Source organism: Algoriphagus sp. 10J20-15 (assembly GCF_055809615.1).
Window position 1 is genome coordinate 16,217 of the sequence record NZ_JBVVUG010000038.1, and the last position, 24,844, is coordinate 41,060.

At 41.5% G+C, this 24,844-nt stretch carries 24 protein-coding genes; 9 read left to right on the plus strand and 15 right to left on the minus strand.

All coding sequences use genetic code 11. From position 1 onward, the window contains the following. The first annotated feature begins 56 nt into the window (after positions 1-56). Complete coding sequence (locus tag AC0L6R_RS16155) at positions 57-506, plus strand: GNAT family N-acetyltransferase (protein ID WP_473272142.1); 450 nt, start codon at positions 57-59, stop codon at positions 504-506. Between the two features lie 160 nt (positions 507-666). Here the strand turns inward: AC0L6R_RS16155 and AC0L6R_RS16160 are convergent, their stop codons facing one another. The 4 genes from AC0L6R_RS16160 to recQ form a co-directional block, all read right to left on the minus strand. Further along, positions 667-1,122, minus strand: a complete 456-nt coding sequence (locus AC0L6R_RS16160) for a gliding motility lipoprotein GldH (protein ID WP_283413784.1) — start codon at positions 1,120-1,122, stop codon at positions 667-669. Continuing rightward, positions 1,115-2,536 (minus strand): regulatory iron-sulfur-containing complex subunit RicT, encoded by a 1,422-nt coding sequence (gene ricT / locus AC0L6R_RS16165; protein ID WP_473272143.1) that lies wholly within the window; start codon positions 2,534-2,536, stop codon positions 1,115-1,117. The genes AC0L6R_RS16160 and ricT overlap by 8 nt, the downstream gene beginning before the upstream one ends. Positions 2,537-2,669: 133 nt before the next feature. Continuing rightward, positions 2,670-3,956: a phosphoribosylamine--glycine ligase gene (gene purD / locus AC0L6R_RS16170; RefSeq protein ID WP_283413786.1), complete on the minus strand. Its 1,287-nt coding sequence runs from the start codon at positions 3,954-3,956 to the stop codon at positions 2,670-2,672. Positions 3,957-3,970: 14 nt separating this feature from the next. Continuing rightward, positions 3,971-6,148, minus strand: coding sequence for a DNA helicase RecQ (gene recQ, locus AC0L6R_RS16175; protein WP_473272144.1), 2,178 nt, complete (start codon positions 6,146-6,148; stop codon positions 3,971-3,973). 96 nt (positions 6,149-6,244) lie between these two features. Here recQ and AC0L6R_RS16180 point away from each other — a divergent pair, with 96 nt between their 5' ends. Further along, positions 6,245-7,213, plus strand: a complete 969-nt coding sequence (locus AC0L6R_RS16180; RefSeq protein WP_473272145.1) for a KpsF/GutQ family sugar-phosphate isomerase — start codon at positions 6,245-6,247, stop codon at positions 7,211-7,213. An 8-nt stretch (positions 7,214-7,221) separates the two neighbouring features. Continuing rightward, complete coding sequence (locus AC0L6R_RS16185; RefSeq protein WP_473272146.1) at positions 7,222-8,292, plus strand: mannose-1-phosphate guanylyltransferase; 1,071 nt, start codon at positions 7,222-7,224, stop codon at positions 8,290-8,292. Positions 8,293-8,321: 29 nt separating this feature from the next. Here the strand turns inward: AC0L6R_RS16185 and rlmB are convergent, their stop codons facing one another. Then, on the minus strand, positions 8,322-9,095 hold the full coding sequence (gene rlmB / locus AC0L6R_RS16190) for a 23S rRNA (guanosine(2251)-2'-O)-methyltransferase RlmB (protein ID WP_283413790.1): 774 nt from the start codon (positions 9,093-9,095) through the stop codon (positions 8,322-8,324). Further along, on the minus strand, positions 9,068-10,270 hold the full coding sequence (locus tag AC0L6R_RS16195) for a GWxTD domain-containing protein (RefSeq protein WP_473272147.1): 1,203 nt from the start codon (positions 10,268-10,270) through the stop codon (positions 9,068-9,070). The genes rlmB and AC0L6R_RS16195 overlap by 28 nt, the downstream gene beginning before the upstream one ends. Before the next feature lie 94 nt (positions 10,271-10,364). Here AC0L6R_RS16195 and AC0L6R_RS16200 point away from each other — a divergent pair, with 94 nt between their 5' ends. After that, a complete protein-coding gene (locus tag AC0L6R_RS16200) occupies positions 10,365-11,141 on the plus strand; it encodes a class I SAM-dependent methyltransferase (protein ID WP_473272148.1) in 777 nt (258 codons plus the stop codon). Positions 11,142-11,333: 192 nt separating this feature from the next. On the opposite strand, the gene AC0L6R_RS16205 is transcribed toward AC0L6R_RS16200, so the two are convergent. Next, the gene (locus AC0L6R_RS16205; RefSeq protein WP_283413793.1) at positions 11,334-11,948 is read right to left on the minus strand and encodes a MarC family protein; all 615 of its coding nucleotides are present in this window, start codon (positions 11,946-11,948) and stop codon (positions 11,334-11,336) included. A 180-nt stretch (positions 11,949-12,128) separates the two neighbouring features. On the opposite strand from AC0L6R_RS16205, the gene AC0L6R_RS16210 reads away from it, so the two are divergent. Then, positions 12,129-12,890, plus strand: coding sequence for a hypothetical protein (locus AC0L6R_RS16210; protein WP_473272149.1), 762 nt, complete (start codon positions 12,129-12,131; stop codon positions 12,888-12,890). A gap of 92 nt (positions 12,891-12,982) precedes the next feature. Here AC0L6R_RS16210 and AC0L6R_RS16215 read toward each other — a convergent pair whose 3' ends face one another. The 5 genes from AC0L6R_RS16215 to AC0L6R_RS16235 form a co-directional block, all read right to left on the minus strand. Further along, a complete protein-coding gene (locus AC0L6R_RS16215) occupies positions 12,983-13,816 on the minus strand; it encodes an OmpA family protein (RefSeq protein WP_473272150.1) in 834 nt (277 codons plus the stop codon). Positions 13,817-14,032: 216 nt separating this feature from the next. Beyond that, positions 14,033-14,923 carry a sterol desaturase family protein gene (locus tag AC0L6R_RS16220; RefSeq protein WP_473272151.1) on the minus strand — a complete coding sequence of 297 codons (891 nt, stop codon included), beginning with the start codon at positions 14,921-14,923 and terminating at the stop codon, positions 14,033-14,035. 63 nt (positions 14,924-14,986) lie between these two features. Then, a complete protein-coding gene (locus AC0L6R_RS16225) occupies positions 14,987-15,388 on the minus strand; it encodes a hypothetical protein (RefSeq protein ID WP_283413797.1) in 402 nt (133 codons plus the stop codon). A 111-nt stretch (positions 15,389-15,499) separates the two neighbouring features. Beyond that, positions 15,500-15,715 (minus strand): dodecin family protein, encoded by a 216-nt coding sequence (locus AC0L6R_RS16230; RefSeq protein ID WP_283413798.1) that lies wholly within the window; start codon positions 15,713-15,715, stop codon positions 15,500-15,502. A 144-nt stretch (positions 15,716-15,859) separates the two neighbouring features. Continuing rightward, the gene (locus AC0L6R_RS16235) at positions 15,860-16,714 is read right to left on the minus strand and encodes a peptidylprolyl isomerase (RefSeq protein WP_283413799.1); all 855 of its coding nucleotides are present in this window, start codon (positions 16,712-16,714) and stop codon (positions 15,860-15,862) included. 126 nt (positions 16,715-16,840) lie between these two features. On the opposite strand from AC0L6R_RS16235, the gene AC0L6R_RS16240 reads away from it, so the two are divergent. From AC0L6R_RS16240 to AC0L6R_RS16250, 3 genes are read left to right on the plus strand one after another with little or no spacing between them, the layout of a single operon-like run. Beyond that, positions 16,841-17,191 carry an MmcQ/YjbR family DNA-binding protein gene (locus AC0L6R_RS16240; protein ID WP_473272152.1) on the plus strand — a complete coding sequence of 117 codons (351 nt, stop codon included), beginning with the start codon at positions 16,841-16,843 and terminating at the stop codon, positions 17,189-17,191. Beyond that, positions 17,188-18,141, plus strand: coding sequence for an ABC transporter ATP-binding protein (locus AC0L6R_RS16245; RefSeq protein WP_473272153.1), 954 nt, complete (start codon positions 17,188-17,190; stop codon positions 18,139-18,141). The genes AC0L6R_RS16240 and AC0L6R_RS16245 overlap by 4 nt, the downstream gene beginning before the upstream one ends. 21 nt (positions 18,142-18,162) lie before the next feature. Beyond that, complete coding sequence (locus AC0L6R_RS16250) at positions 18,163-19,308, plus strand: App1 family protein (RefSeq protein ID WP_473272154.1); 1,146 nt, start codon at positions 18,163-18,165, stop codon at positions 19,306-19,308. Positions 19,309-19,477: 169 nt separating this feature from the next. Here AC0L6R_RS16250 and AC0L6R_RS16255 read toward each other — a convergent pair whose 3' ends face one another. Genes AC0L6R_RS16255 through AC0L6R_RS16265 form a run of 3 tightly spaced genes read right to left on the minus strand, consistent with a single transcriptional unit; the run spans position 19,478 to position 22,365 of the window. Next, positions 19,478-20,008 (minus strand): FKBP-type peptidyl-prolyl cis-trans isomerase, encoded by a 531-nt coding sequence (locus AC0L6R_RS16255; RefSeq protein ID WP_283413804.1) that lies wholly within the window; start codon positions 20,006-20,008, stop codon positions 19,478-19,480. 4 nt (positions 20,009-20,012) lie between these two features. Next, positions 20,013-20,732, minus strand: coding sequence for a class I SAM-dependent methyltransferase (locus tag AC0L6R_RS16260; protein ID WP_473272155.1), 720 nt, complete (start codon positions 20,730-20,732; stop codon positions 20,013-20,015). After that, positions 20,719-22,365, minus strand: a complete 1,647-nt coding sequence (locus AC0L6R_RS16265) for a hypothetical protein (protein ID WP_473272156.1) — start codon at positions 22,363-22,365, stop codon at positions 20,719-20,721. The genes AC0L6R_RS16260 and AC0L6R_RS16265 overlap by 14 nt, the downstream gene beginning before the upstream one ends. Before the next feature lie 926 nt (positions 22,366-23,291). Between AC0L6R_RS16265 and ffh the strand changes: the two genes are divergently transcribed. Beyond that, positions 23,292-24,632 carry a signal recognition particle protein gene (ffh, locus tag AC0L6R_RS16270; protein ID WP_473272157.1) on the plus strand — a complete coding sequence of 447 codons (1,341 nt, stop codon included), beginning with the start codon at positions 23,292-23,294 and terminating at the stop codon, positions 24,630-24,632. The last annotated feature ends 212 nt before the right edge of the window (positions 24,633-24,844 follow it).

Below are 24,844 nucleotides of genomic sequence, written 5' to 3' on the forward strand. Positions count from 1 at the left end.
TAAATTTATTATTTCAATTAGTTGATTGTTTTATTTAGTGAATTTACCTACCTCCCATGATCACACTCACGCGCACAGATTCTTCCAATCCTGATTTTATAGCTCTGGTAAAGTTGCTGGATGCATACCTGGCCGAGAAGGATGGAAGAGACCATGATTTTTACAATCAATTTAATAAGATCGTCAACCTGAAAAATGTGGTGGTTTGCTATGAAAATGAAACCCCAATAGCTTGTGGTGCAATGAAAGAATTTGATGAGAATTCTATGGAAGTGAAACGCATGTTTACTTCTCCTGAAGCTAGAGGGAAAGGCTTTGCATCTCTAGTATTGACAGAATTGGAAATTTGGGCTGCCGAATTAGATTATAATAAATGCGTACTCGAAACAGGGAAAAGGCAGGTGGAAGCTCTTACACTCTATAAAAAGCAGGGATACGTTCTCATTCCAAACTATGGACAATACATTGGGATGGACAATAGCGTATGCTTTCAAAAAAAAATATAACCCCACAGGTCATGCGAGGAAAAATAGAGCTAACGGCTTTTTTTCCATAACTCTGTCAAGTTTTACTTCTAGCCATTTACTCTAGGTCGCTTCATGCTTACTGTATGCGATGATGTAAAACCTACCTCGGTATCTCTTCTTCTATTTTTCAGCTTTACTTTTATTTCAGAATCTTAATCCCAACTGCCTCTACACCTGGTAGTAAATCCTGCCGCATGTATTGCAATAGCGTGACGCTTTTGGTCTGCTGATCAAATAAGAAAGGAAGTGTATCGTAGCGCGTGTAAGAATTCCCAAAACCTTCTCCTAGCGGCTCTCCAGACTTCGGGTCGAATAAAACCATGTTTACCAACTTATTGTCTAGAATAACTCCTGCCGAATCTTTACTGATGATTCTCAGGTAGCAGTTGGAGAAAGCATATTCCTCGTTAAATTTCATCGCCACCAAGTTTGGCGTGTTAATCAGCTCTACATCCTGAAAATCAAAAATAAGGCTATCAGTGACACCCCAGTTTTGATTGGGTAGGCTTTGAAAATCCTCGTAAATGCGGCCGTCAGTACAGGCTACACTTACGAGAATAAGTACTACTAATAGGCAATGTTTTACCTTATTCATTTCCAGGTTTATTTGGATTTGGCCCTTGGTTTTTTCTAGGAGGGAATCTCTTTTTTCCTTGTGGTTTTGGCTTAGCCGGACCAGCATTCGGGTTTGAAGCGTTCCCAGCATTTCCATCATTAGCTTTTGGCTTCTGCACGTTTTGCCTCTTTGGAGGGCCGTTTTGCGGCTTTGTCTGCTGAGGTTGAGCTGCTGGAGCCTGTCCAGCATTGGCCTCTGGATTCCTAGGCTTATTCCTGTTTTTATTCCTACGTTTTTTAGGATGATCTCCCGCCGGTCTTGGACCTTGATTGGCTTTTTGAGGAGCAGATTGCTGAGCCTGAGGTTGATTTTGCTTTTGAGGTGGTTTATTGGAATTATCTTGATTTCTGTTCCCACCTGCATTTCTGTTTTGTGGACGAGGTTTTTTCTTCCGTTTGGGGCTTGTAGAAGCAAACTTTTTATCCAGAAGCTCTAATTCTCTCGTAGACTTGGCAGCCATATCTTCAATTTCTGAAGCTTCATTGTACTGGAGAGTGAAGACTTTTTTTCCTTTTTCATTAATCGCAAGTATCTCTTTTACTCGCTCGCAGGTAATGCTATGCCAATCGTTGTCATTATTATAACTGAACCACATCAGCTTGCGGAAAATATCCGTTTTCTGAAGTTTTGCTGGGCCCGATTCGGTCTGAAGGGGACGATCGATGGATGGAATATCTTTGATCGCATCCATGTAGGTGTCCAACTCATAATTTAGACAGCATTTCAGTCTTCCGCATTGACCACTCAGTTTTCCGGGGTTTAGAGATAAGTTTTGATATCTCGCCGCTGAGGTGCTGACGTTTTTAAAATCAACCAACCAGGTGGAACAGCATAGTTCTCTTCCACAAACTCCGATACCTCCAAGCCTTCCCGCCTCTTGTCTTAGGCTGATTTGGCGCATTTCTACACGGATTCTGAATTCACCCGCCAGCGCTTTAATCAATTCACGGAAATCTACGCGGTCGTCTGCGGAATAATAAAAAGTAGCTTTGGAATTATCTGCCTGATATTCGACATCCGACATTTTCATCTTCAATCCAAATTCCTCCACAATCTGACGACATCTATAAAGCGTAGGGATTTCACGGTTTTGAGCTTCTCCCCACTTTTCCATGTCTTTTTGATTCGCGACGCGGTATATTCTCAGGATTTCGTCGTCATTCCTGATTTTTCTTTTTTGCATCTGAAGACGAACAAGTTCGCCTTGGAGTGATACATAGCCTATGTGATGTCCACTTGGGACGTCTACTACGACAGGATCACCAGTATTTAAAGCAAGAAAATCCACATTTCTGTAGTATTCTTTTCTTCCTCCTTTGAATTTTACTTCTACTATATCAAAGTTGTCTACCTCGGGAATTCCCATGTGAGATAGCCAATCGAAAACATTCATTTTATTACAATCACTCGTGCCACAGGTGCCGTTACTTTGGCATCCTCCGGTCCCTCCTGAGGAGGTTGAGCATGTGCTACATCCAGACATAATATATAGACAGGGGCTGAGCCATGGTTAGTTTTGGGTTTAATTACATTAAGTTCAGAATATCCATTCCGATATCCTTGCGGTAGTAGGCTTGGTCCCAATCAATGCTCTTCACAGTGGTGAACGCATTGCTCAAAGCTTCCTGCATTGAGGTGCCTCTTCCTGTCACAGCAATTACTCGACCACCTTGATTGACTAATTCTCCCTTATCATTTCTTGCTGTGCCTGCATGAAAAATCTCGGCACCCTCAACGGTTTCTGGAAGAGAAATTACTTTCCCTTTTTCATAAGATCCCGGATATCCACCACTTACCATTACTACGGTGGTTGCATAATCTGGAGAAATCTTAAGCTCATAAGAATCCAGAGTTCCGGTACCTATGCCATGAAGTAATCCCAAGAAATCACTTTCAATTCTAGGAAGCACTGCTTCCGTTTCTGGATCACCCATTCTTACATTATATTCAATGACCTGTGGCTCACCGTCTTTGTTCATTAGGCCTATGAATAAAAATCCTTTGTAAGGGATGTTTTCCTTTGCAAGGCCATCCACTGTAGGCTTCACGACCTTTTCTTCCACTTTTGCCATAAAGGCTTCGTCTGCGAAAATAACGGGGCTCACAGCTCCCATTCCTCCTGTATTCAGGCCAGTGTCTCCTTCGCCTATTCTTTTGTAGTCTTTTGCCTCTGGCAAAATCTTATAGTTTTTTCCGTCAGTAGCAACAAAAACGGAAAGCTCGATTCCTGTCAGGAATTCTTCAATTACAACTTTAGAGGATGCTTCGCCAAATTTCTGATCCAAGAGCATCTCCTTCAAGGAAGTTTTTGCGTCCTCCAAAGTCAAGCAGATCAGCACGCCTTTACCAGCGGCAAGTCCATCTGCTTTTAATACGATAGGAAGGTTTTGTTTGTCCAAGTAAGCCAAACCAGCATCTAGCTGATCTGCAGTGAAAGTTTCGTAAGCTGCAGTAGGGACATTATTTCGTTGCATAAAACGCTTCGAAAAGTCCTTGCTGCCTTCCAGTGTAGCTCCTAATTGGGAGGGGCCCACCACGGGAATTGATGAAGTTTCAGGTTGGTTTTGAAGGTAATCTACTATCCCTTTTACCAAAGGCTCTTCGGGGCCCACGACTACAAGGCCTATGTTTTTTGAGGTTATAAAATCTCGTATGGCGTCGAAATCAGTGATGCTGATGGAGACATTGGTAGCAATGGATTCTGTGCCAGCATTACCTGGAGCGACATATAATTGGGTGCAATCGGTACTTTGTACGATCTTCCAAGCGAACGCGTGTTCTCTGCCTCCGCTCCCTAATAAGAGTATATTCATTGACTCAATTCAAGTTAATTTGCATGCTCAGAGATGAATTTGATCCGGTAGACTCGCAATTCATCTTCTGCGAAATCCTCGTCTTCGAGTTCATCTAAGGCTGCTTTGATCTGATCACTAGTAGCATTCATAAAGTAATCGTGGAGCAAATCCTCCCGATCCTCATCCATGATCGCTTCTATGTAGTAATCTATATTTAGTTTAGTTCCGCTATAAATGATCTGCTCTATTTCGTGCAGTAAATCACTCATACTTATGTTGAGGTTTTCTGCTACCTCGTCCAAGCCTACCTTGCGGTCGATCTGCTGGATTATTGAAATTTTTACTTTTGACCTAGTTCCAGATGACTTTACTACGACATCTGAAGCGGTTTCTATCTCATTCTCTTCAACGTAATTCTCAATTAATTTCAGGAATGAAGACCCGAATTTAAGGACTTTTCCCATACCAACGCCAATGATTTGCGCTAGCTCTTCTCTCGTAGTTGGATAGACTGTTGCCATTTCTTCCAAAGAAGGGTCCTGAAAGATGACATAGGGAGGAAGGCCTTTGGAACGGGCTACTTTTTTTCGCTCAGCTTTTAAAAGTTCAAATAGCTTCTCGTCATAGGCGATTCCGGCACTGATGACAATTTCAGCTTGGCCTGATTCTACTTCTTTTGCGAAATCGTGGTCATGGTGTAGGTCAACCTCAAAAGGAGATTCAAGATATTCCTTGCCTTTGGAAGTTAATTTTAGGACCCCATAGCTTTCGATGTCCTTTTCAAGCATGTTTAGAATCATTACCTGACGGATTACTCCTATCCAGGTTTTTTCAGAAGAATCTTTCCCTTTTCCGAAAACAGGAAGCTTATCGTGTGAATAACTCAGTACATAATCTGTTGATTCTCCTACAATTACTTTCACGAGGTGATCTAAGCCAAAACGTTCATTGGTTTGTTTGGCAGCTTCGAGTACGGTAGTCACCATGTCCATCCCTTCGAATGTCTCCCGGTTTCGCTTACAATTGTCACAGAAGCCACAATCGTCATTCATCGTCTCACCAAAGTAATTCAGAATGAATTTCCTTCTACAAACTCCAGTTTCAGAATAAGCAGCCATTTCCTGCAATAGGGTTTTGGCATTTTCACGCTCGGTGACCGGCTTGTCCTTGTTGAATTTGTCGAGTTTTATAATGTCTTCATACCTATAAAACATGAGGCAATGTCCTTCCAAACCATCTCTTCCTGCTCGCCCTGTTTCCTGATAGTAGCCTTCCAAAGATTTTGGCACATCATAGTGGATCACATAACGAACATCAGGCTTGTCTATTCCCATTCCAAATGCAATAGTGGCCACAATCACATCCAGTTCTTCATTTAGAAAATCTTCCTGAGTTTTGATCCTAACGGATGAATCAAGTCCTGCATGGTAAGGAGCAGCATTTACCTGATTTACTTTGAGTAGTTGAGCGATTTCCTCTACTTTTTTGCGACTGAGGCAATAGATAATTCCGGATTTCCCTTTGTGTCCTTTGATGAACTTGATCAAATCTTTTTTTGAATCATTTTTGACCTTAGGACGAACCTCATAGAAAAGGTTGGTTCTGTTAAATGAAGATTTGAATAAATCAGCTTCTTCCATCTGCAGGTTGCGCTGTATGTCCTGCTGCACTTTAGGTGTGGCAGTAGCAGTCAGTGCGATGATCGGCAAGTTAGGCGCGATCTGTGCGATGATGGATTTGATTCTTCTGTATTCTGGCCTGAAGTCATGACCCCACTCAGAGATACAGTGAGCTTCATCGATGGCTACAAAACTTAGAGTAGCTGCTTTGAGAAATTCTACATTTTCTTCCTTTGTCAAGGATTCAGGCGCTACATAAAGAAGTTTGGTTTTCTTCTTCATTACTTCGCTTTTCACGCGTGTAGCTTCAGATTTATTGAGGGTTGAGTTCAGAAAATGAGCATTGATTCCCAATGCCTGCAACTGATCCACCTGATTTTTCATCAAAGCTATCAACGGAGAAATCACGATAGCCGTACCCTCATTCATCACTGCGGGCAATTGATAGCACAAAGATTTGCCAGCACCCGTAGGCATGATTACGAAGGTATTTCGCTTGTTTAGCAAATTATCGACGATCATTTCTTGGTTCCCGCGAAATTTGCTGAACCCAAAGATTTTTTTAAGATCTGCTTTTACTTTTTCTTCCACTTGTTAGGGGGCTAAAAGGGTAACTAAAGCCTGTAAACAGGAATGATTTATTACATTTATACCCAGGTTCAAAATTAGTTATAAACACAGGTAAAATTGAATTTAGCTAAAAATATTAGAAATACAGCCACGAGAGTATTGCAAAACGAGGCTCAGGCCGTGTTAAATCTCGTTGATTTTTTAGATGGCGATTTTGAAGCCTGTGTAGCCCATATTTTGGATTCAAAGGGAAGGGTAGTTATCACAGGAGTAGGTAAAAGTGCGCTTATAGCCAATAAGATAGTTGCCACACTTAATTCTACGGGAACGCCAGCCATTTTCATGCATGCCGCAGATGCAATTCATGGAGACCTGGGAATGATTTTGGAAGAGGATATCGTGATTTGTATCTCTAAAAGTGGCAATACCCCTGAGATCAAAGTATTGGTTCCTTTGCTTAAAAATCTTGGTTCCAAACTTGTCGCTTTAGTGAGCAATACAAAAAGTTTCCTTGCTGAGCAGGCAGATTATGTGCTAAATGCCACCATTGGTGAGGAAGCATGTCCCAATAATTTGGCTCCCACTACCAGCACGACAGCACATTTAGCGCTTGGAGATGCATTAGCAGTATGCCTACTTGAAGCGAGAGGGTTCACTCCAGAGGATTTTGCCAAATATCACCCAGGAGGATCTTTGGGTAAGCAGTTGTATCTCAGAGTTGGTGATGTGCTGGGGGGAAATGAAATCCCAGTAGTTACCGAAAATGCCAGTTTGGCTGAAGTGATCTTAGAGATTTCCGGCAAAAGATTAGGTGCGACTTCTGTAATTGATGAGCAAGGAAATCTAAAAGGAATTATTACGGATGGAGATTTGAGGAGAATGCTTCAAAAATCACTCGATATTCAATTTCTCAAAGCTTCAGATATTATGACGGTAAATCCCAAATCGATTTCGACACAGGAATATGCCGTTCGTGCCTTGAATATGATGAAAAATCATAATATCACGCAGCTTGTAGCCATGAATGGGGATAAAATCGCAGGTTTTGTTCATATTCATGAATTGATGAAAGAAGGAATTGTTTAACTTTTAGCATGCACAATAAACCCTATATTCTTATAATGGCCGGAGGAATCGGCACAAGATTTTGGCCATACAGCCGTAGGAAGAGGCCTAAGCAATTTTTGGATGTTTTGGGCACAGGTCGGTCACTATTGCAGATGACGTATGATCGATTTTTGGAAATCGCCGAACCTGAGCAGTTTGTTGTGATCACTTATCGTAAATACCTTGCTCTGGTAAAAGAACAACTTCCTGAACTGAAAGATCATCAGATTCTATCTGAACCTCTTCGTAAGAATACTGCAACTTGTATAGCGTATGCTACTTATAGAATACATTCTTTGGACCCAGAGGCTAAGATTATTGTGACACCTGCAGATCATCTCATCTTGCAGGAGAAAAAATTCACCCGTACCATCAATCAAGCATTAGAGGCAGCAGACTCTGACAGACTCATAACCCTAGGAATCAAGCCAAATAGACCAGATACTGGCTATGGCTATATCCAGTACATAGAAAGCCCAGATAACATCGCGTATCGAGTAAAGGCTTTCACTGAAAAGCCAAATTCTAAGCTTGCAAAGACATTCGTGGAAAGTGGGGATTTTGTGTGGAATTCAGGAATGTTCGTCTGGAAGGCACAAAGCCTAATTAAGGCATACGAAGAATGCATGCCCGATTTGGCAGAGGTTTTTGAAGAAGGCAGAGCAGCTTATGGCACTGCCAAGGAAGCTGAATTTGTATCTACGGCTTATACACAGGTCAAAAACATTTCCATCGACTTTGGGATAATGGAAAAATCAAGCCAGGTGTACGTCATCTTGGGAGATTTTGGTTGGTCAGACTTGGGCTCCTGGAATAGCTTATTTGAGCTAAGAGATAAGGATGAAAACAACAATGTGGTGGACGCAAATGCCGTTCTTTACGAAACCGAAAACAGCTATATCAAAGTAAAGGGGGATAAGCTAGTTGTAGTTCAAGGCCTGGAAAACTACTTGGTCAACGAGACAGATAATGTGCTTTTAATCTGCAAACTAGACGCTGAGAAAAAATTCCGTGAGTTTGTATCCAACGCAAAAAAGAAGGGGGAAGACTTTATCTAAAATCTTCCCCTTCCACAATGTTTTTATCATTATTTCCTTTGCCTGATTGCTTCGTAAATCGCCACCCCGGCAGAAACAGAAACGTTTAAACTTTCGATTCTCCCTGCCATTGGGATTTTCACTTTTTCGTCTACGATTCCCATTAGTTCGGTGGATATCCCATCTTCTTCAGATCCCATCACCATCGCAACTGGCACGGAGAAGTCAGCTTCGTACATGGTTTTCTCAGTTTTTTCTGTGATGGCTACCAATACTAAACCTGATTTTTGAAGGTCTCTGCACGTATAAAAAAGGTTTCTTGATCTAACGACAGGAAGGAAGTTCAATGCACCAACCGACGTTTTTATTGCGTCAGAGTTGATCTGGGCACTGCCTTTTTCGGGAATTACTATTGCATCTACTCCGGCACATTCTGCAGTTCTAGCGATTGCACCAAAATTTCTCACGTCAGTAATTCTATCTAATATCAAAATTAGTGGAGCTTTGCCCACGTTGAAGCAGCTTTCGATTACATGATCCAATGAAGCGTATTCTATGGAGGACATCTGGGCTACTACACCCTGATGGTTTTTGCGGGTGATTCTATTGAGCTTAGCATCAGGAACTCTGACTACGGGGATTTTTTCAGCTTTGCAAAGCTTAATCAATTCCTTAATTAGGTCATTGTTGATTTCTTTCTGAACCAACACCTTGTCAATGTCTTTGCCTGCATGGATAGATTCCATGACAGCTCGTGTTCCAAAAATAAAATCTTTTTCGTGTTCGCCTTTTTCAATCAAAAAGCCATCTTTCCGCTTCTCCATATGGATATGTTTTTGAACCAAACCGGCTGGTAAGCGCGGGAGCGATTCAAGGTGTAATAGTGAGGGCTAAGTATGTTTTTAACCCGCGCAAAGGTAAAGCGAATTCTTGAACTCTCATTAGTTCCTCCATAACTCCACACTTCTCTATCCAAATAAAAGTTGACTTCCTGCGGAGGGCCCATGACGATATAAATCATTCCCTTGTCCGTTTTCCAGCCTTCTTTGAAGTCGGTGAAAAGGATATTTGCAAATTCTACCTGTCTAAAATATTCCCGGATCAGCTCTTTGGCAGTTTCAGGATTTCTCGTCAATCCCAACCAGTAGGTGTCCAGAGCCTTCTTTTTGTCTTCAGCTGCTTTCAGGTCATCATGTTCTTTTCTGGTGGAAATGTAGGTGACCATATCCACCATTTCGTCCCAATCCTTAACTTTTGGAAATGCCTCATGAGTAGTTTTCAGAACAAGTCCTGTACTGGCAGAAGTATCGCTTTGGATGAAATAATAGCCGATTTGATCAAAAGATTTAGGGATGTTTTCCAAGAAATCTCCGGAGTCTACCACCTCTAATTCTCGAGGTACTGCTGCCGGCTTGGTTTCCATGGGTGGATAAGGCACCTCCAAACTAATTGGATAGTAAAAATTATGTAATGTTGGCCCCCCATCAGATTTGAATAGTAAAGACTCACCAACGTTTAGGTAGTTCTGGTCAAAACCTACATAATTAGCATAATATGCACCGAAATTTGGAACATCAAAGATGAAACTACTTTTGATGTCAGTAGAATAGTAATATTCATCTCCCTGTCTCGTGTCCAAAGCAGTAAATAAGGCGATTGCAGTTTTCTGAGTTGTCGGTATTTCTACCATCTTTTCAAATACCCAATGCCTATCTGTGTCATACTTCAGGTCATCTGAGGTTAAAATATAGGTGTTGTCAGAAATGATTTCCTCCTCATAGCTATCCAAAACAGAATAGGTAAAACTAAATGTATTCAAAACAGGATTTTCTTCGATTTTTTCGACCTGTAATTGAAGTTTGTACTTCGTCTCTGATACCTTGATAGGAATGATTTTTAGAGATAGTCTAGAGTATCTTGAATAGCGAAGGGTCTGATTTAGACTGCTTAATGTCTTTTGAGCTAGGGTGGGTAATGAGCATCCAGCGAAGAGGATCAAAAAAAATAGGAGTCGGCTTGTTTTACAGTTCATCGGGTGTTGATCTCGGGTTTTCAAAATTAACCTTACTTTTGCCAAAATAGTAAATTTTTGTATGGCTACCTATACAACGGAAATCGCCTCTGACAAGTTGGTCAGTGACAATCCTATTCATCAACGCTTACTGAAAGCATACATTGCTGCTCAGCCTTGGATTTCTGGCAAATTGCTGGAAGTTGGTTGTGGAGAAGGCCGTGGTGTGGAGACACTTTTGCCTTTTGCGGACAGTTATCTAGGTTTGGATAAAATCCAGGAAGTGATTGACGAGCTTAAAGTTCGCTTTCCGAAAGTCGAATTTCAGCAAGCGGTGATTCCGCCATTTGCTGGAATCCCTGATGATTCCTTTGATACCGTGGTGAGTTTTCAGGTGATCGAGCATATTCCAAATGACAGGTTATTTCTAGAGGAAATTTACCGTGTGTTGAAGCCAGGAGGCAAAGCCGTGATTTCTACTCCGAATATCAACCATACGCTTTCAAGAAATCCATGGCATGAGCGGGAATATACTCCTCAGCAATTGATTGATTTATGTGCGTCTATATTTGATAGTGTGGAGGCAAAAGGAGTCGGAGGCAATGAGAAAGTGTGGGCTTACCATGAGGCTAACCGCAAGTCTGTACAGAAAATCATGCGATTCGATATTTTTGATCTGCAACACAAATTGCCTGCATCCATTTTGAGAATGCCCTATGAAATTCTCAATCGCAGGAATAGAAACAAACTTCATCAACAGCAGGGAAAAAGCGTGGTAGATATCACCCACGAAGATTACCCGATGGTGGATGACCCTTCGAAAGGATTGGATTTGTTTTATGTGTTAGGGAAGAAGTAAGGGGGACTTTGTAGATCAATATGTACTCCGCTTTTCTAACTGTAAGGTGATACAAGCAATGTAGGATATGCTAAACTTAATAATTGAGCCCATTTCGATCTTCGATCACTTGTACTGAGCGTAGCCGAAGTATCGGTCTTCCAATCTGATTAGCAGAGAACCTAAGGTCTGTCATCATTGCGGATAATCATATTATTCGAAGAAAGCAGCTTTAATTCCTGTAATAATCATATTGGTGCCGATGATTGCGATGATCAAACCCATGATTTTTCCGATCACCACGATCAGATTTTTACCAAGACGTTTTACGATTTTTTCACCTAATTCAAATGCAATATGTGTTAAAAGACACATCACAGCGAATACGGCTATTACAATTAGAATATTGATGTAATTGCCTTTGGATGCAAAGTTCATCGCAGTAACGATGGTGCCTGGCCCTGCTAGAATAGGAATTGCCAAGGGTGAAATTGCTATGTTTTCGTGAGTTTCTGGCTCTTTGATATGTTTGACACTCGATTTTTTGGACTGTAGCATTTCGAAACCCACATAGAAAATCAGAATACCCCCAGTGATTTTAAAAGCTGGAATGGTGATTCCGAAGAGTTCGAAGATAAATTTCCCCAGTACTACAAAAACAACAACTATCACAAAGGCAGTAATGGTAGCTCTCTTGCTAACACTTCGCTTGGTGGCTTTATCCAAGTCATCTGTCAAAGAAGCGAAAATTGGCACATTCGCAATCGGGTTCATAATGGCGAAAAAACCAGTAAAAACAGAAAGGGTGAAGGCAAGGATGTTATCCATATAGGAAGATTTTGCGGCTGTATGTGGTGGATGCTGCGAAGGTATCAAAATCTTCTGCTTGAATGAAAAGAACAGCCTTTGCATCTTCCAACCTGTACCTAATCAATATACGCTATTTGTCGTATGGCGAGGGGAATCATGCAGTTATACATTTGAAAAGTATTTTAAATCTATAAAACTATGAAAACTTATAACTCTACACTTTGGACTTTACTTTTAGGAGTCGTTCTTACTTTTTCAGCTTGTAGCTCGGATGATGATAACGATCCTACTCAACCGACTCAGACCAGCCCAACGCCAACAGCACCAAGTGATGCTAACGCCGTGTTGGCAGCGGTACTGTCGTATTCAGATTTGCCTAGTTCGGTGCCAAGCGTACCTGGAGTAGGTGGAATTGCTATTGATGTAGCTTCAGGATCATTTTTCAATGGAGCTGTTGGTAGCACATTGGTCAATGTAGGTGAAGTGAAATTGAACTCAAAGGCGCTTACCATACCTGGAGGGAATGCTTACATTAATAATCCTACCGATTTTTCTTATTCACTAGTGGCAGGTCAATCTAATTCATGGCAAGTAGCAGGAGGTAGTGGTTTTGATGCATTTTCGCATACTACTACTAAGAAAATGCCTTCTCAGGTGAAATTTGCTTCTTCAGTTGCAGCTAGCTTTAGCAAAGGCTCAGACATTACACTGTCGATCGAGACAATGACTTCAAATACAGATAACATCCTTTGGGTGATTTCTGATGGTAAAACAACAGTTACTAAAGAATCCAAAGCAACTTCTGTTACGTTCTCCGCATCTGAATTAAGTGGATTGAAAGCTACTTCTTCTGGTTTGGTTCAGGCAGCAAGCTATAACGCGGAAGAGAAATCCTTTGGAGGTAAAAAAGTTTATTTTATCAATGAGTCTGTTCACACCAAAATCGTGGAGATTAAGTGATAAGCATTTTTCGGTAGAAAATAAGAAAAGTCAAAGCCTTCTCATTTTCTGCCGATTTTTTTTAGCTCGATTAAAGCCCAAGCGATTGGGTTTTATTTTTTGGAAACCATCACTACTCTTCTATTCTTGGCTTTACCCTCCTCGGTAGAATTTGAGGCCACTGGACTCAATACCCCAACACCTTCTGCAGTTATTTGAGTGGAAGGAATATTGTGTTTTTCTGTGAGCTCGGTTACCACAGCTGCGGCTCTTGCCTTGGATAGCTTCATGTTGTGTTCGGCAGTTCCTGTATTGTCGGTATGTCCTACTAGGTAAATCTCTACAGTGGGATTATTCCTGAGATATGTTGCGATTTCATGAATTAAGCCAGAAGATTCTGTTTTAATGGTAGCTTGATCGGAATCGAAATAAATTCCATAGAATGTTACTTGCCCATCTACGGCCATCAACTTTTCAATTTCAGCCGCATTGAAATCTACGTATTGCTGCATGGTAGCTTCCATGATGGTAGTCACACTGTACATGCCACTGCCGTCTGAAAGCACATGTATCCAATAGTTGTTTCCACCTTTCTCTAAGTAGAAATAAGCGGCTGATCCACTGTAGAGTAGTTTCCCTCCCATTTTTTCCACTGCATTTTGGTAATTCTTATAAATTAAAACTGTAGATGGGCGATTTTCCCATTCTCCATTCCAGTTGTAAGAAATTACGGATTTTGTACCTTCTTTTACGAAGTATTCCCGGCTGCCTCCATTCTCTTGTTTGTTGAATTCGTGCGAGTCAAACTCCCGGTATTCACAGTTAGAAACTGTGTGGTTGGGGAGGGGAGTGAAAAGTTCATAGCTCAAACAGGTTTCCTTGTTTTGAGCGAATAGCACTAAAACACTACTGAAATAAACAGCTAAGCTAAGTGTCAATTTTAACATGAGAATTAAGTAAAGTTGGTTCGAAAACTTAAGTAAAAATGTATGCTAGTTTTTTACCGAAGGATTGAAATGATGAGGCTGTCCTATCGATGATACTAAGATAGATTAAAGAATGATAAATAAGATCTCAAGAAGAGATCCACGAAAATGAAATTGAACTCATTCTAACTTTACAGTGCCTTTGATAGGCTATATGGTTAAAAGAAAGGCGTATAGCTAGGGTTTTGATCTAGTGAAAATCCGCTTGAACGGCTCCGTTGTCTGCCCTACAAAATCCTCTGGAAACTTGTCCTCGTCAGGCAATCCTACTGGCAGATGTTCATCATCAGACGGCCAATAATTAGTTCGGAAAAGGAAATCCCACAGACTAAGGGAAATTCCATAATTAAAGCCATGCGGATGACTTTCCGGTAACTCTCTGGCGTGATGCCAAAGGTGCATCTGAGGACCGTTAATGATGTACTTGAATGGTCCTAATGGGATATTGAGGTTAGCATGGCCAAGTTGCCCAAGGACCAACGTGAAAATATGCACAATAAAGAAGTCCGTAATCCCAAAACCAATCATCGCCAACGGGATATATTCCAGCGTACGATATAGGATGTTTTCCATCCAGTGATAGCGGAGCAACGCTGCAAACCCCATTTCTCGCGTGCTGTGATGGACTTTATGGAATTCCCACATCCAGCCTACATGGTGATACATGCGGTGAATCGCCCACTGCATGAAATCTCTGACTATAAATAGGATTACCAATTGCAGCCAGCCAGGTAGCTGATCCAATTTAATAGCGACAGTGTTAGTGATGCCAAATAATCCTAGAAAATCATTGAAGGCCTCCACAGCCACCATAGAAAGGGCATTGTATGCGACCAGGGCAAATAGGAAGTAATTCCAAAAAAGATAGAAAATGTCCAGCCAGAAATGTTCTCGGATCAGTGGTTGATTTTTCCTCCAAGGAAAAAGAATCTCAAGGCCATATATCACCAAAGAGGCTCCCACTAGCCAGTAAAAGTAATTGTGCCAGCTAGGATTCAGGATCTCTCCAATAAAGTAATTCCAATAGCCATAATAGCCGTCAGCAATTGCTTTGATGTATTTTTCCATGGTGCAAAGATGGGTAATTAATGCCAGTCAATTTGTGCGCTTTGTCACCAACCAAATTTAACCTTATTTAGTTTTGGATCTGTCGGCAATTGGATGTCTAAAAAGAAGCACCCCGAAGGTGATGCCGAAACCAATGTAAAGAATTCCAACAACCCAAATCATGGATGGTAATTCAGGAGTAGATAAAAGTCCTTTTAGCAAGGCAAGTCCCGCTATCATAAAATGGCTCAGATTAGCTATTGCTACAGGGCGGTTGTAAATCCCGCCGATAGGTCGGCCTTTGTTCATCCAATTCAGCATTCCAAAACCAAAATAAAGAGCACCTACTATTTGCATCAAAAACAAGGAGATTTGATCAGTACTAAGTTCTAAAACTTGCAAAATCAAATCAGGTGCGAAGGTGAGGATGATTCCTGCCGCATACATTAGTATCGCGCTGGAAGTCATGACTAGTTTGGTGTTCATGAAGAGTAAAACAATGTTGACTCTAAAAGTAAAAAAGATAGAACAACCTACCTGAACGAGCTAGGTAAATATAAAAATGAGTGCGGCGGCTGCCACACTCGTGAGCTCGAATTAAACGTTTTTCGATTGATCGACCCTGAAGGAAACCTTGCAGACACATCCGTAAGAAGTAACTTTTCCGTCTTTCACGTGCGCTTTGATATCCTTCACATAGACTGAGTCAATGTTGTGGACAGTTTTGGAAACTTCATCTACTGCATTTTGAATTGCATCTTCAATTCCTTTTTCTGAGGAGGCGATTACCTCCAATACTTTTACAATTCCCATATTGTTTTGGTTTTTAATGAATGATAGGGTTAATAGGCCTATTCATACAATCGCCATGCTAAGGGAAAAATTAAAGCTGGTTAGGAAATGAGGTTTAAGGGATTTTGAAGCTTTTGGTCCTTGGAATAAAAGGAGGAATTAGAATTATTTTTCTCTCTCAATCAAATTGGTACCTAAGATCAGGATATTTACTAAAGGCCGATCGCGATTGCTGGTTTCGGTCGCTGCGATCTTATCGACGATATCCATTCCAGAGATTACTTCACCAAATACAGTGTAGTTTTGGTCTAAATGTGCTGCTCCACCAACAGTCTTATACGCCTCACGATGTGACTCTGGATAGTGATATGGAGTCATGCTTTTCAAGTAGTTTTCAGTTAGGGAATCAAGCTGGCTTTTCAAGATGCCGATGGCCTCCTTATCGTCTGGGTTACGATTTTTCAATAATTCTTGATATGCTGCAAAAGTAGAACTGGTAGCAGGATCGTTTATGACATGGTTGTATGCAAGCCCTTTATTGATGCGTTTCTCAGCAATATCAAGCGTGCTATCCGTGTAGGTTCTTCCTTGCACAATATAGAATTGGATAAAGCTTCCTTTTTGCGTAGGATTTGAATCATCGCCTTCCCGGGCTGCCCCCAGAACTCCTCTTTTGTGAAAATGTGAACTGGTAATCTCCGCTGGAATAAGTTCATCGAAGCCGAGCAATTCTTTCTTTTTGGTAAATGAATCCTCATGAACTCTTTCCCCTGCCTGAATCATAAATTTCTCGATGACCCTGTGAAAGAGGATGCTGTCATACATCCCTTCTTTGACCAAACTGAGGAAATTATTGCGACTTAAGGGAGTGTCATCATAGAGACGAATGACAATTGATCCTTCAGTAGTGACTAGTTCTATATCCTTGTTTAAGTCTTTTTTAGTGATTTTAGATTTGGTCAATGAATGACAACCTGCAACAATTAGGATCAAGGTACAAGCAAGTAAATTTATTCTCATAGAGTTTTAGAGAAGAGTTGAGGTTCGATTATAATTGGAAAATAGTGAATTGTATGTCCTGTAAAAAGCATGGACATTTTTTCTCCAAGCTCTTTTCATTAATTTTCTTTCTCAATTACGTTTCCTATGACCTTAGAATATTACCGAGATTATTGTCTAGCAAAGCCTGGAGTGACTGAAGATACGCCTTTTGATGCCGATGCACTTTGCTTTCGGGTGGGCAATAAAATCTTTTCGATCTGCTCCATTTCAGAATTTCAGTATATCAATCTGAAATGCGATCCTGAGCGGGCTGTGGAGTTGCGCGAGCAATACGATGGAATTACTCCGGGTTATCACATGAATAAGCAGCAATGGAATTCGGTGAGCACAGTTGGAAATGTTCCCGATCGCTTGATTTTGGAATTGGCGGATCATTCTTACGCCCTTATCTTTGGCAGCTTGACCAAAAAGCTTCAAGCTGAAATTCGCCCATGAGTTATTTTTCCATTTCAAATGTTTCCAAATCCTACGATGAGCTACCAGCATTGCATCCGTTTTCACTTGAAATGGCCCAAGGGGATTTTCTGGCAATCGTAGGAGAAAGCGGATCAGGAAAGAGTACTCTTCTGAAAATCATGGCAGGCCTGGAAGTACAGGATTCTGGGGAAGTTTTCTTAGATGGCAAGCCGATTTTGAACCCAAATCAGAAAATCGTTTCCGGGTACGACGAGATCCGATTGATTCATCAGAATTTCCATTTATATCCCAATTCTACGGTGGAGGAAAATATCTCCAGGCAATTGCTTCACTACGAAAAGGAATATGCAAAAAGCAGAGTTGAATATTTGCTTAAACTTTTAGGGTTGAATGAATATAGAGATAGATTTCCTCGTCAGCTTTCTGGAGGGCAAAAGCAAAAAGTGGCGATTGGTAAGGCTATGGCTGTAGAACCAGATATTTTATTGCTCGACGAGCCTTTCTCATCGCTGGATACGATTCAGACACATCGGCTGATATCAGAGTTGAAGGAGATTTTCAAAGCACTGGGGACCACGGTAATATTTGTGACACACGATTTGGACGATGCCCTCCGATTGACAGACAATCTGATCATTTTGCAGAAGGGGAAAATCGCTCAAAAGGGCACCTCAAAACAGCTCTGTGAAAAGCCAAAGACTAAATATGTCGCCCAGCTTTTCAGCCCAATAAATAAACTTCCCAATTCTAAGAATAGCTATATCAGACCCGCTGATGTAAAGTTGAGAACCAAAGGCGGATTACTTGCACATGTGACAGATTTGAGATTTTTGGTGCATTATAATTCTCTTCAGGTGCAACTCAAAGAAAGTGGAATCACGTGGGAAGTGGATGATTCACTGAGAAAATACGAAATAGGTGATCGTGTGTATTTATCTTGGGATGATGCCAAGTTGATGACGCTTTAACACGGAAATTTTTTTTTACCAATGTCTTCCAATCAAAAAAGAAACTTACCTCTTACCGTTCTATACGAAACCAAGCTGGCTATCAATCAGGCTGTTTTATGGCTGTGGATCAAATTGGGCTGGGTGAAATCCCTCTTGATTGTACCGTTTGAAGGGTTTGGTAATGAAAAAGAGATTTTACTGGTAGGCCGGGTAATCCGCGATAATAGGGTAGGGGCTTCGACACCTGAAGATACTGTCTGGCAGAATATCGGAAAAATGCGCAGGAGGTTTATGACTGTGGTAATTCCAGGTGTGGAGGTAATGGCAGAATTTCAAGGAGAAAAATACTTCGTCAAAACGGATGAAGAGGGGTATTTTGAGTTTAAAATTCATCCCAATAAACGGATCCCATTTTCCGCACGCTGGCAGCAGATAAAATTGACTTTGGTGGAGCGGGTGATCAGAAATCAAGGTGAGGTGACCGCATTTGCAGATGTGTTTTTACCAATGGGGAATATTGATTATGGGATAATTTCTGACATAGACGATACGATCATTCCCACCGGAGCTATGCGGATGACCGAGATGCTGAAAACCACTTTTGCCAAGAATGCACATACCCGAACGCCCTTCCCAGGTGTCTCTGCTTTTTATAAGGCTTTGCAAAAAGGAACAGATGGGATCGAGAGTAATCCTTTTTTCTATGTGTCCAGCAGTCCTTGGAATCTTTTTGATTTTCTACAGGAGTTACTCCAAATACATCATATCCCCAAAGGTCCTTTGATGCTTCGGGATATTGGCTTATCCCGCACCCAGTTGATAGCAGGAAGTCATTCAGAACATAAATTGGAGCAAATCCGTCATATTTTGGCTACATATTCTCAGCTGCCTTTTATGCTGATTGGCGATAGTGGGCAGGAAGATCCTTCCATTTATCTCCAAATTGTTCAGGAATTTCCAGGGAGAATTTTGATGATTTTCATCCGTGATGTCCACGTTTCCAAGCATGCTCATGTTGCGAAAATAAGCGAGGAGCTGAAAACTCTGGGAGTAGAAATGCTTTTGGTGAAAAACACCGTAGAAGCCTCTCAATACGCACTATCAAAAGGATGGGTAATGGAGGAGGATATGGAGGAAATTGCTCAGGAAAAAGTAAATGATGAAGTACAGAATGAGCAGACTTAGTTTTGTTTCTTCCCAGATAAATCAGCCATTATTTGTTGGAGCTCCTCTGTCTGAAATAGTGATTAGCAGGTTGTCATTGTTGTCTTGGTTACTGCCTTTTTACAACAAAGAGGCAAGAAGTCAAACTTTTAACCTCTTACCTCTTACAATATTTACTAGTTACAAATGGCTATTCCTCGTCATGAGCGCCGTGTGCACCATGAACATGGCCATGAGCTAATTCATCTTTAGTGGCGTTTCTAACTTCCTCAATATTTCCTTCGAAATGCAAATCGAATCCCACCAAGGGATGATTGAAATCGAGTAAGATTTCTTCTCCCATGTCTTTAAGAATTTTAGCCTGCATAGGATAGCCGTCCTCATCCATCAGTGGCAAGAAATTGCCCTCTTCTAGCATTTCTGGATTAAAGCCATTTTCTCCTGAAAATTGTGATTTTGGCAAATTGACAATCAGGTCCTCGTCGATCTCACCATAAGCTTCTGCTACAGGAATCACGAAGGAAAAGTCTTCACCTTCTTCTTTGCCTATCAATAATTCTTCGAATTTTTCAGGCAAGTCACTTGCCCCGAAAAGGAAGTAAAAAGGATCTTCCGAGTCGCGGATTTCTACACTGAATGGTGCTGATTCTATCTCGTCAGCTTCCTTGCTTACTTTAAGTTCGTATGTAAGTCCGACGACTGTGTTTGCTGCTATTTTCATATTGCTAGTTTAAAATTCCATGTCTTAATCTGATCCCAATTTGCTCTTTGAAAACTGCCCATTTATTTCTCGGAGTAGCGTTTAATAAGGGTTTAGATGCTTTAAAAACAAAATATTGATAGTCCTTTTCATCGAAAAAGATTGGGTATGTTTGCATTTTTTCCAGGTAAAAGCCGTTGGAAGTGATGCTTTTGATCAGGTCGCCTGAGTCCAGCGGTTGGTCGATTATCTGTAGTTTCTGAGGATCATTTTCTATCATCATCTGTAAAAAACGCTGCGCAGGAATGTGAATAAATATCACTGAATCCTCGTGTGCATGCTTGTGGACATTACGAAAAAGCCTATGGTGCTGATCTATCGGGATATGCTCAAGAATGTCCGGAAAAACGAAGAAGTCAAAAGTTTGGCCCTGCTTGTTGAAGTTTGCAAAATCCGAAACTTCGAATTTCAGGTTAGTTTGATCTTTCCAAAGAATTTTCGCTTTTCTGATATTTTCAAGAGAAATATCCAGAGCCAATACTTCACCTTGTTTTACTTGATTTGCCAGCAGATGACTCACTATTCCTATTCCACAGCCAACCTCAAGAACACTATGATTCGCATTTAATCCAGTAGCTTTGATCTTATCCAGGATGTTTAGGTGGTGGGAATTTATCCTAAGTTTTTCCTGGTTTTCGGCAAACTGATCATAAAAACTGAAGATGTTATCCTTATCCTCTTCCATCTTTTTTCTTGATCGTGACAAACACCCCAGCGATCAGGGACAATACGATCAAGTATTGGAAAATGATCATAGGTGTTTTGGTAGCAGTGTAGCTTTTAGGTTCAAACTTGAAAACAATCTCATGAGTTCCTGCTGGTACTATCAATCCACGAAGAAGGTAATCAGTTCGCAGAATGTCAGTTTCTTTCCCATCGATTGTCGCGGTCCAGCCCACTGGATAATAGATTTCTGAGAAAACAACCAAGCCTTCCGCACTCATTTCCGCTTGATATTTCAACTCATTCGGAGCATAGTAAGTATGCGTAATTTGACCTGAACCAGCTTTGACTTCTCCGAACTCAGAAGTATTTACAGTCGCTTGAGTTTTGGTGTCTATCCTGCCCAACTCATCCATTTCTTCTTGATTTGTCTGTACAGTAATTATCTGCGATGGAACCCATGCTGGACCATTTGCTTCAGGATTTTCAAAAACTGAGTTAGCCGCAGTCCCAGCGATGACATACTTGGTATTCATCATGTTGATGGTCTGAATACCTTCAAAATCAAAGTTGCCTTCCTGTGCTTTTTTTACAAAATCATTCAACTCGAAGTTCAATCTATTGTCTAGTAGATCTTGGTATCTCCGCATTTTGGCTCCATGATATCCACCAAGGCTGTGGAAACGATATGGCGATTTGCCAGTTGCGGTTAGTCCTTCCGTGAGATCTAGAACCCTGAAATAGGAATCATCCTTGGCGATTTTCTGATCCGCAGGAGTTTCGGTGAAATAGGTTCTCGCAGGATTTTCCTGATAAGAATCATCGTTTAAATAGTGCTTATTCACAGACCAGAGATCTATAGTCACCAACCCAAATATTCCCAGGCCAAGAACTAAATCAGAGATTTTATTTTTCAGTGCAAAATAAATCAAAGCAAAGGAGGTTCCGACGAGAGCGAAGCTTCTCCAGGCACTAGCCGAAAGCATAGCTTTTCGATCCTGACGTAGTGCGTTTATCAACCAATCAGGTAAGCCAGAATCAGCAGCTCCTTCAAATCTGAAAATCCCTGCGCCTACCGCCAGGATAAGCAATAATCCTCCAACAGCAGCCCCTGCAATATAAAGGGCCTTAAAATCCTTACTTCTATAAATTCTTTCCAATGAAATGGCTCCCAAAGCTGGAATAGCAAAAAGTGTCATTCCCAAAGCCATGGAGACAGCCCTGAATTTATTGTATCCTGGTAGAATGTCGAAAAGTAGGTAGTTAAACCAACTCAAATTTTTACCCCAAGAAAGCATCAGAGATAAAATGATGATCGTACCGAAAGTGTAAAGGCTCTCTTTTGGCGCAGCCCAGATTCCTATGATAGCAAGAAATACGAGAATCACTCCTCCATAAATAGGTCCACCTGTGAAAGGCTGGTCTCCCCAGTAAGTAGGTGCACCTTTCAGGAATCCATTGATTTGAGCTGGATCTAGTCCATTGTTTCGCAAAGCTTTTTCCGATGCCGTGTTTTCTCCAAGTGGCGTGCTACTTCCTCCTCCATAGAAATTTGGTACTAATAAAGTGAGGGTTTCGAGCTTGCCATTTGACCAGGAAAAATGCGTAATCCTTGTCCAAGCCTGCAGAGGCAGATTCCAAAGTTGCTTTGCCACGCGTTGAATAAGGAGCGTATTCCATTGCGGTTGCCAGGCGTCCGATATTTCCGCCTACGGCTAAAATGGCACCTAATAGTAAGAAAGCAATTGTTTTTCCGATTTCTGCGTAACCTTCCTTTTTCCATTCAAAAATAAGTCTCACCAAGACATAGATCACGGCGATTATCAAGGTGTAATAGGTGATTTGGACGTGGTTAAACTTCAATTGAAGTAATAACCCAAGCGCCAATACACCGGCTCCAAGTATCCGTTTCTTTTTGAAAGCCAAGTGAATCCCGAGTAGAATGAGTGGCATTAAGCATATTCCCCAGATTTTAGCATTGTGCCCAGCCGCCAAACTCAGAAGATTGTAGGAGCTAAGCGAAAATGCAACGCTAGCAATGATCGCAAAAACTGGCCTTACACCGAATGTGAGCATCAGTACGTACATTGCCACCATGCCTAGAAAAAGACTATTTACGGGATGGGGAAGACCTAGCGTGATGATGGAAAGAAGAGATGTAGTTATATCACCTGCGAACTCCAGGCTGACAAAGTAGGCCGGCATACCGCCAAAGACGCTGTTTGTCCATAGTGCCTCTTCTCCTGTGGCTTCTCGATAATTCAATGCTTCCGTAGCTGATCCTTCCCATTTGAGAATGTCACCTTGCATGATCACCTGGTCCTGCAATACTACAGGAGCGAAATAAACGACTACAATAGCATAGAAAATGGCGATTCCCAATAAATGGGGAAGTACGTCTTTTTTGAAATTCAGCTGCATGAAAAGAGTTTTTCTTTGGATAATGGATGCGGACGCAAATTAGGGATTTATGGGCAAACGCCTGCTACAAAAATAGGTAGTATCAAGCGGGAAGAGATGATAGACTCCTTTCTATAGCTCATGAAATTCATTACTTTTGCACCAAATAGCCACATAAGGAATGTTTGATAATTTAAGTTTAAAATTAGACCGGGCTTTCAAAACGCTGAAAGGAACCGGGACAATCACCGAAATAAACGTCGCAACAACCGTCAAAGAGATCAGAAGAGCTTTGATCGACGCCGATGTTAACTATAAAGTAGCCAAAGAAGTCACTGATACGATCAAGACAGAAGCGCTTGGTCGGGATGTTTTGATCGCCGTTTCTCCAGGGCAGTTATTGATCAAAATCACCCAGGAGGAGTTGACCAAGCTTATGGGAGGGAAAAAGGAGGACATCAAAATCTCCGGTGATCCTTCGATTATTTTGATTTCAGGTCTACAAGGTTCTGGTAAAACCACCTTTACTGGAAAGCTAGGCGCACACTTGAAGAAGCAAGGCCGTCAGGTTTTACTTGTAGCTTGTGATATTTACAGGCCAGCTGCGATTGATCAGTTGAAAGTATTAGGTGAGCAGATCGGAGTAGAAGTTTACGCTGAGCCCGAGAATAAAAGTGCGCTAGAAATCGCTAACAATGCGATCGCTTATGCAAAAAAGACAGGAAAGAAAACGGTTGTAGTCGATACGGCGGGTCGTTTGGCAGTGGATGAAGCGATGATGAATGAGATCGAGGCTTTGAAAAAAGCTTTGAATCCATCTGAAACACTTTTTGTAGTCGATTCCATGACCGGTCAGGATGCAGTGAATACTGCCAAGACCTTTGATGAGCGTTTGAATTTCGACGGAGTTGTGCTCACCAAACTCGATGGCGATACTCGAGGTGGTGCGGCGATATCCATCCGCCACGTCGTGAATAAACCGATCAAGTTTATTTCTACGGGTGAGAAAATGGAAGATCTGGATGTATTCCACCCAGATCGTATGGCTCAGCGAATCTTGGGAATGGGAGATGTGATTTCCTTGGTGGAAAGAGCGCAGCAGTCCTTTGATGAAGACGAAGCGAAGCGAATTAATTCGAAGATCCGTTCAAATAATTTCAACTTTGATGATTTCCTTTCCCAGCTGGAGCAGGTGAAGAAAATGGGTAACATCAAAGATTTGCTAGGGATGATCCCAGGAATGGGTAAAGCCATAAAGGGCTTAGATATCGATGATGATTCATTCAAACCGATCGAAGCAATTATCAGATCGATGACTCCGGCGGAACGGGAACAACCTGATATTATCGATGGCAATAGAAGAAAGAGACTTGCTGCAGGATCTGGTAGAACGATCGTGGAGGTGAATAACCTGATGAAGCAGTTTGCAGATATGCGTAAGATGATGAAGCAAATGAACAAAATGGGCGGTGCCAAAGCTGCCATGAGCAAGATGCTTCCTCCAGGAAAAGGCAGAAGATAATAATTCAAAACCCGGTCGAGAGATCGGGTTTTTTGCTTTTTGACGTTTTTACCGAGGCGGGCACGGAAGGGGTGCAGAGGGGGCGGAGTTTTGGAGTAGTGAAACCTGAGTTGTCCTGCTTCTCCTGAAGCTGGGCACTAAACTGTAGCGTTTGGGAACTACTCTCCGTAAAGTTTAAGATTTCGTTGTTCTTTATCCTAACCAAATTTTAT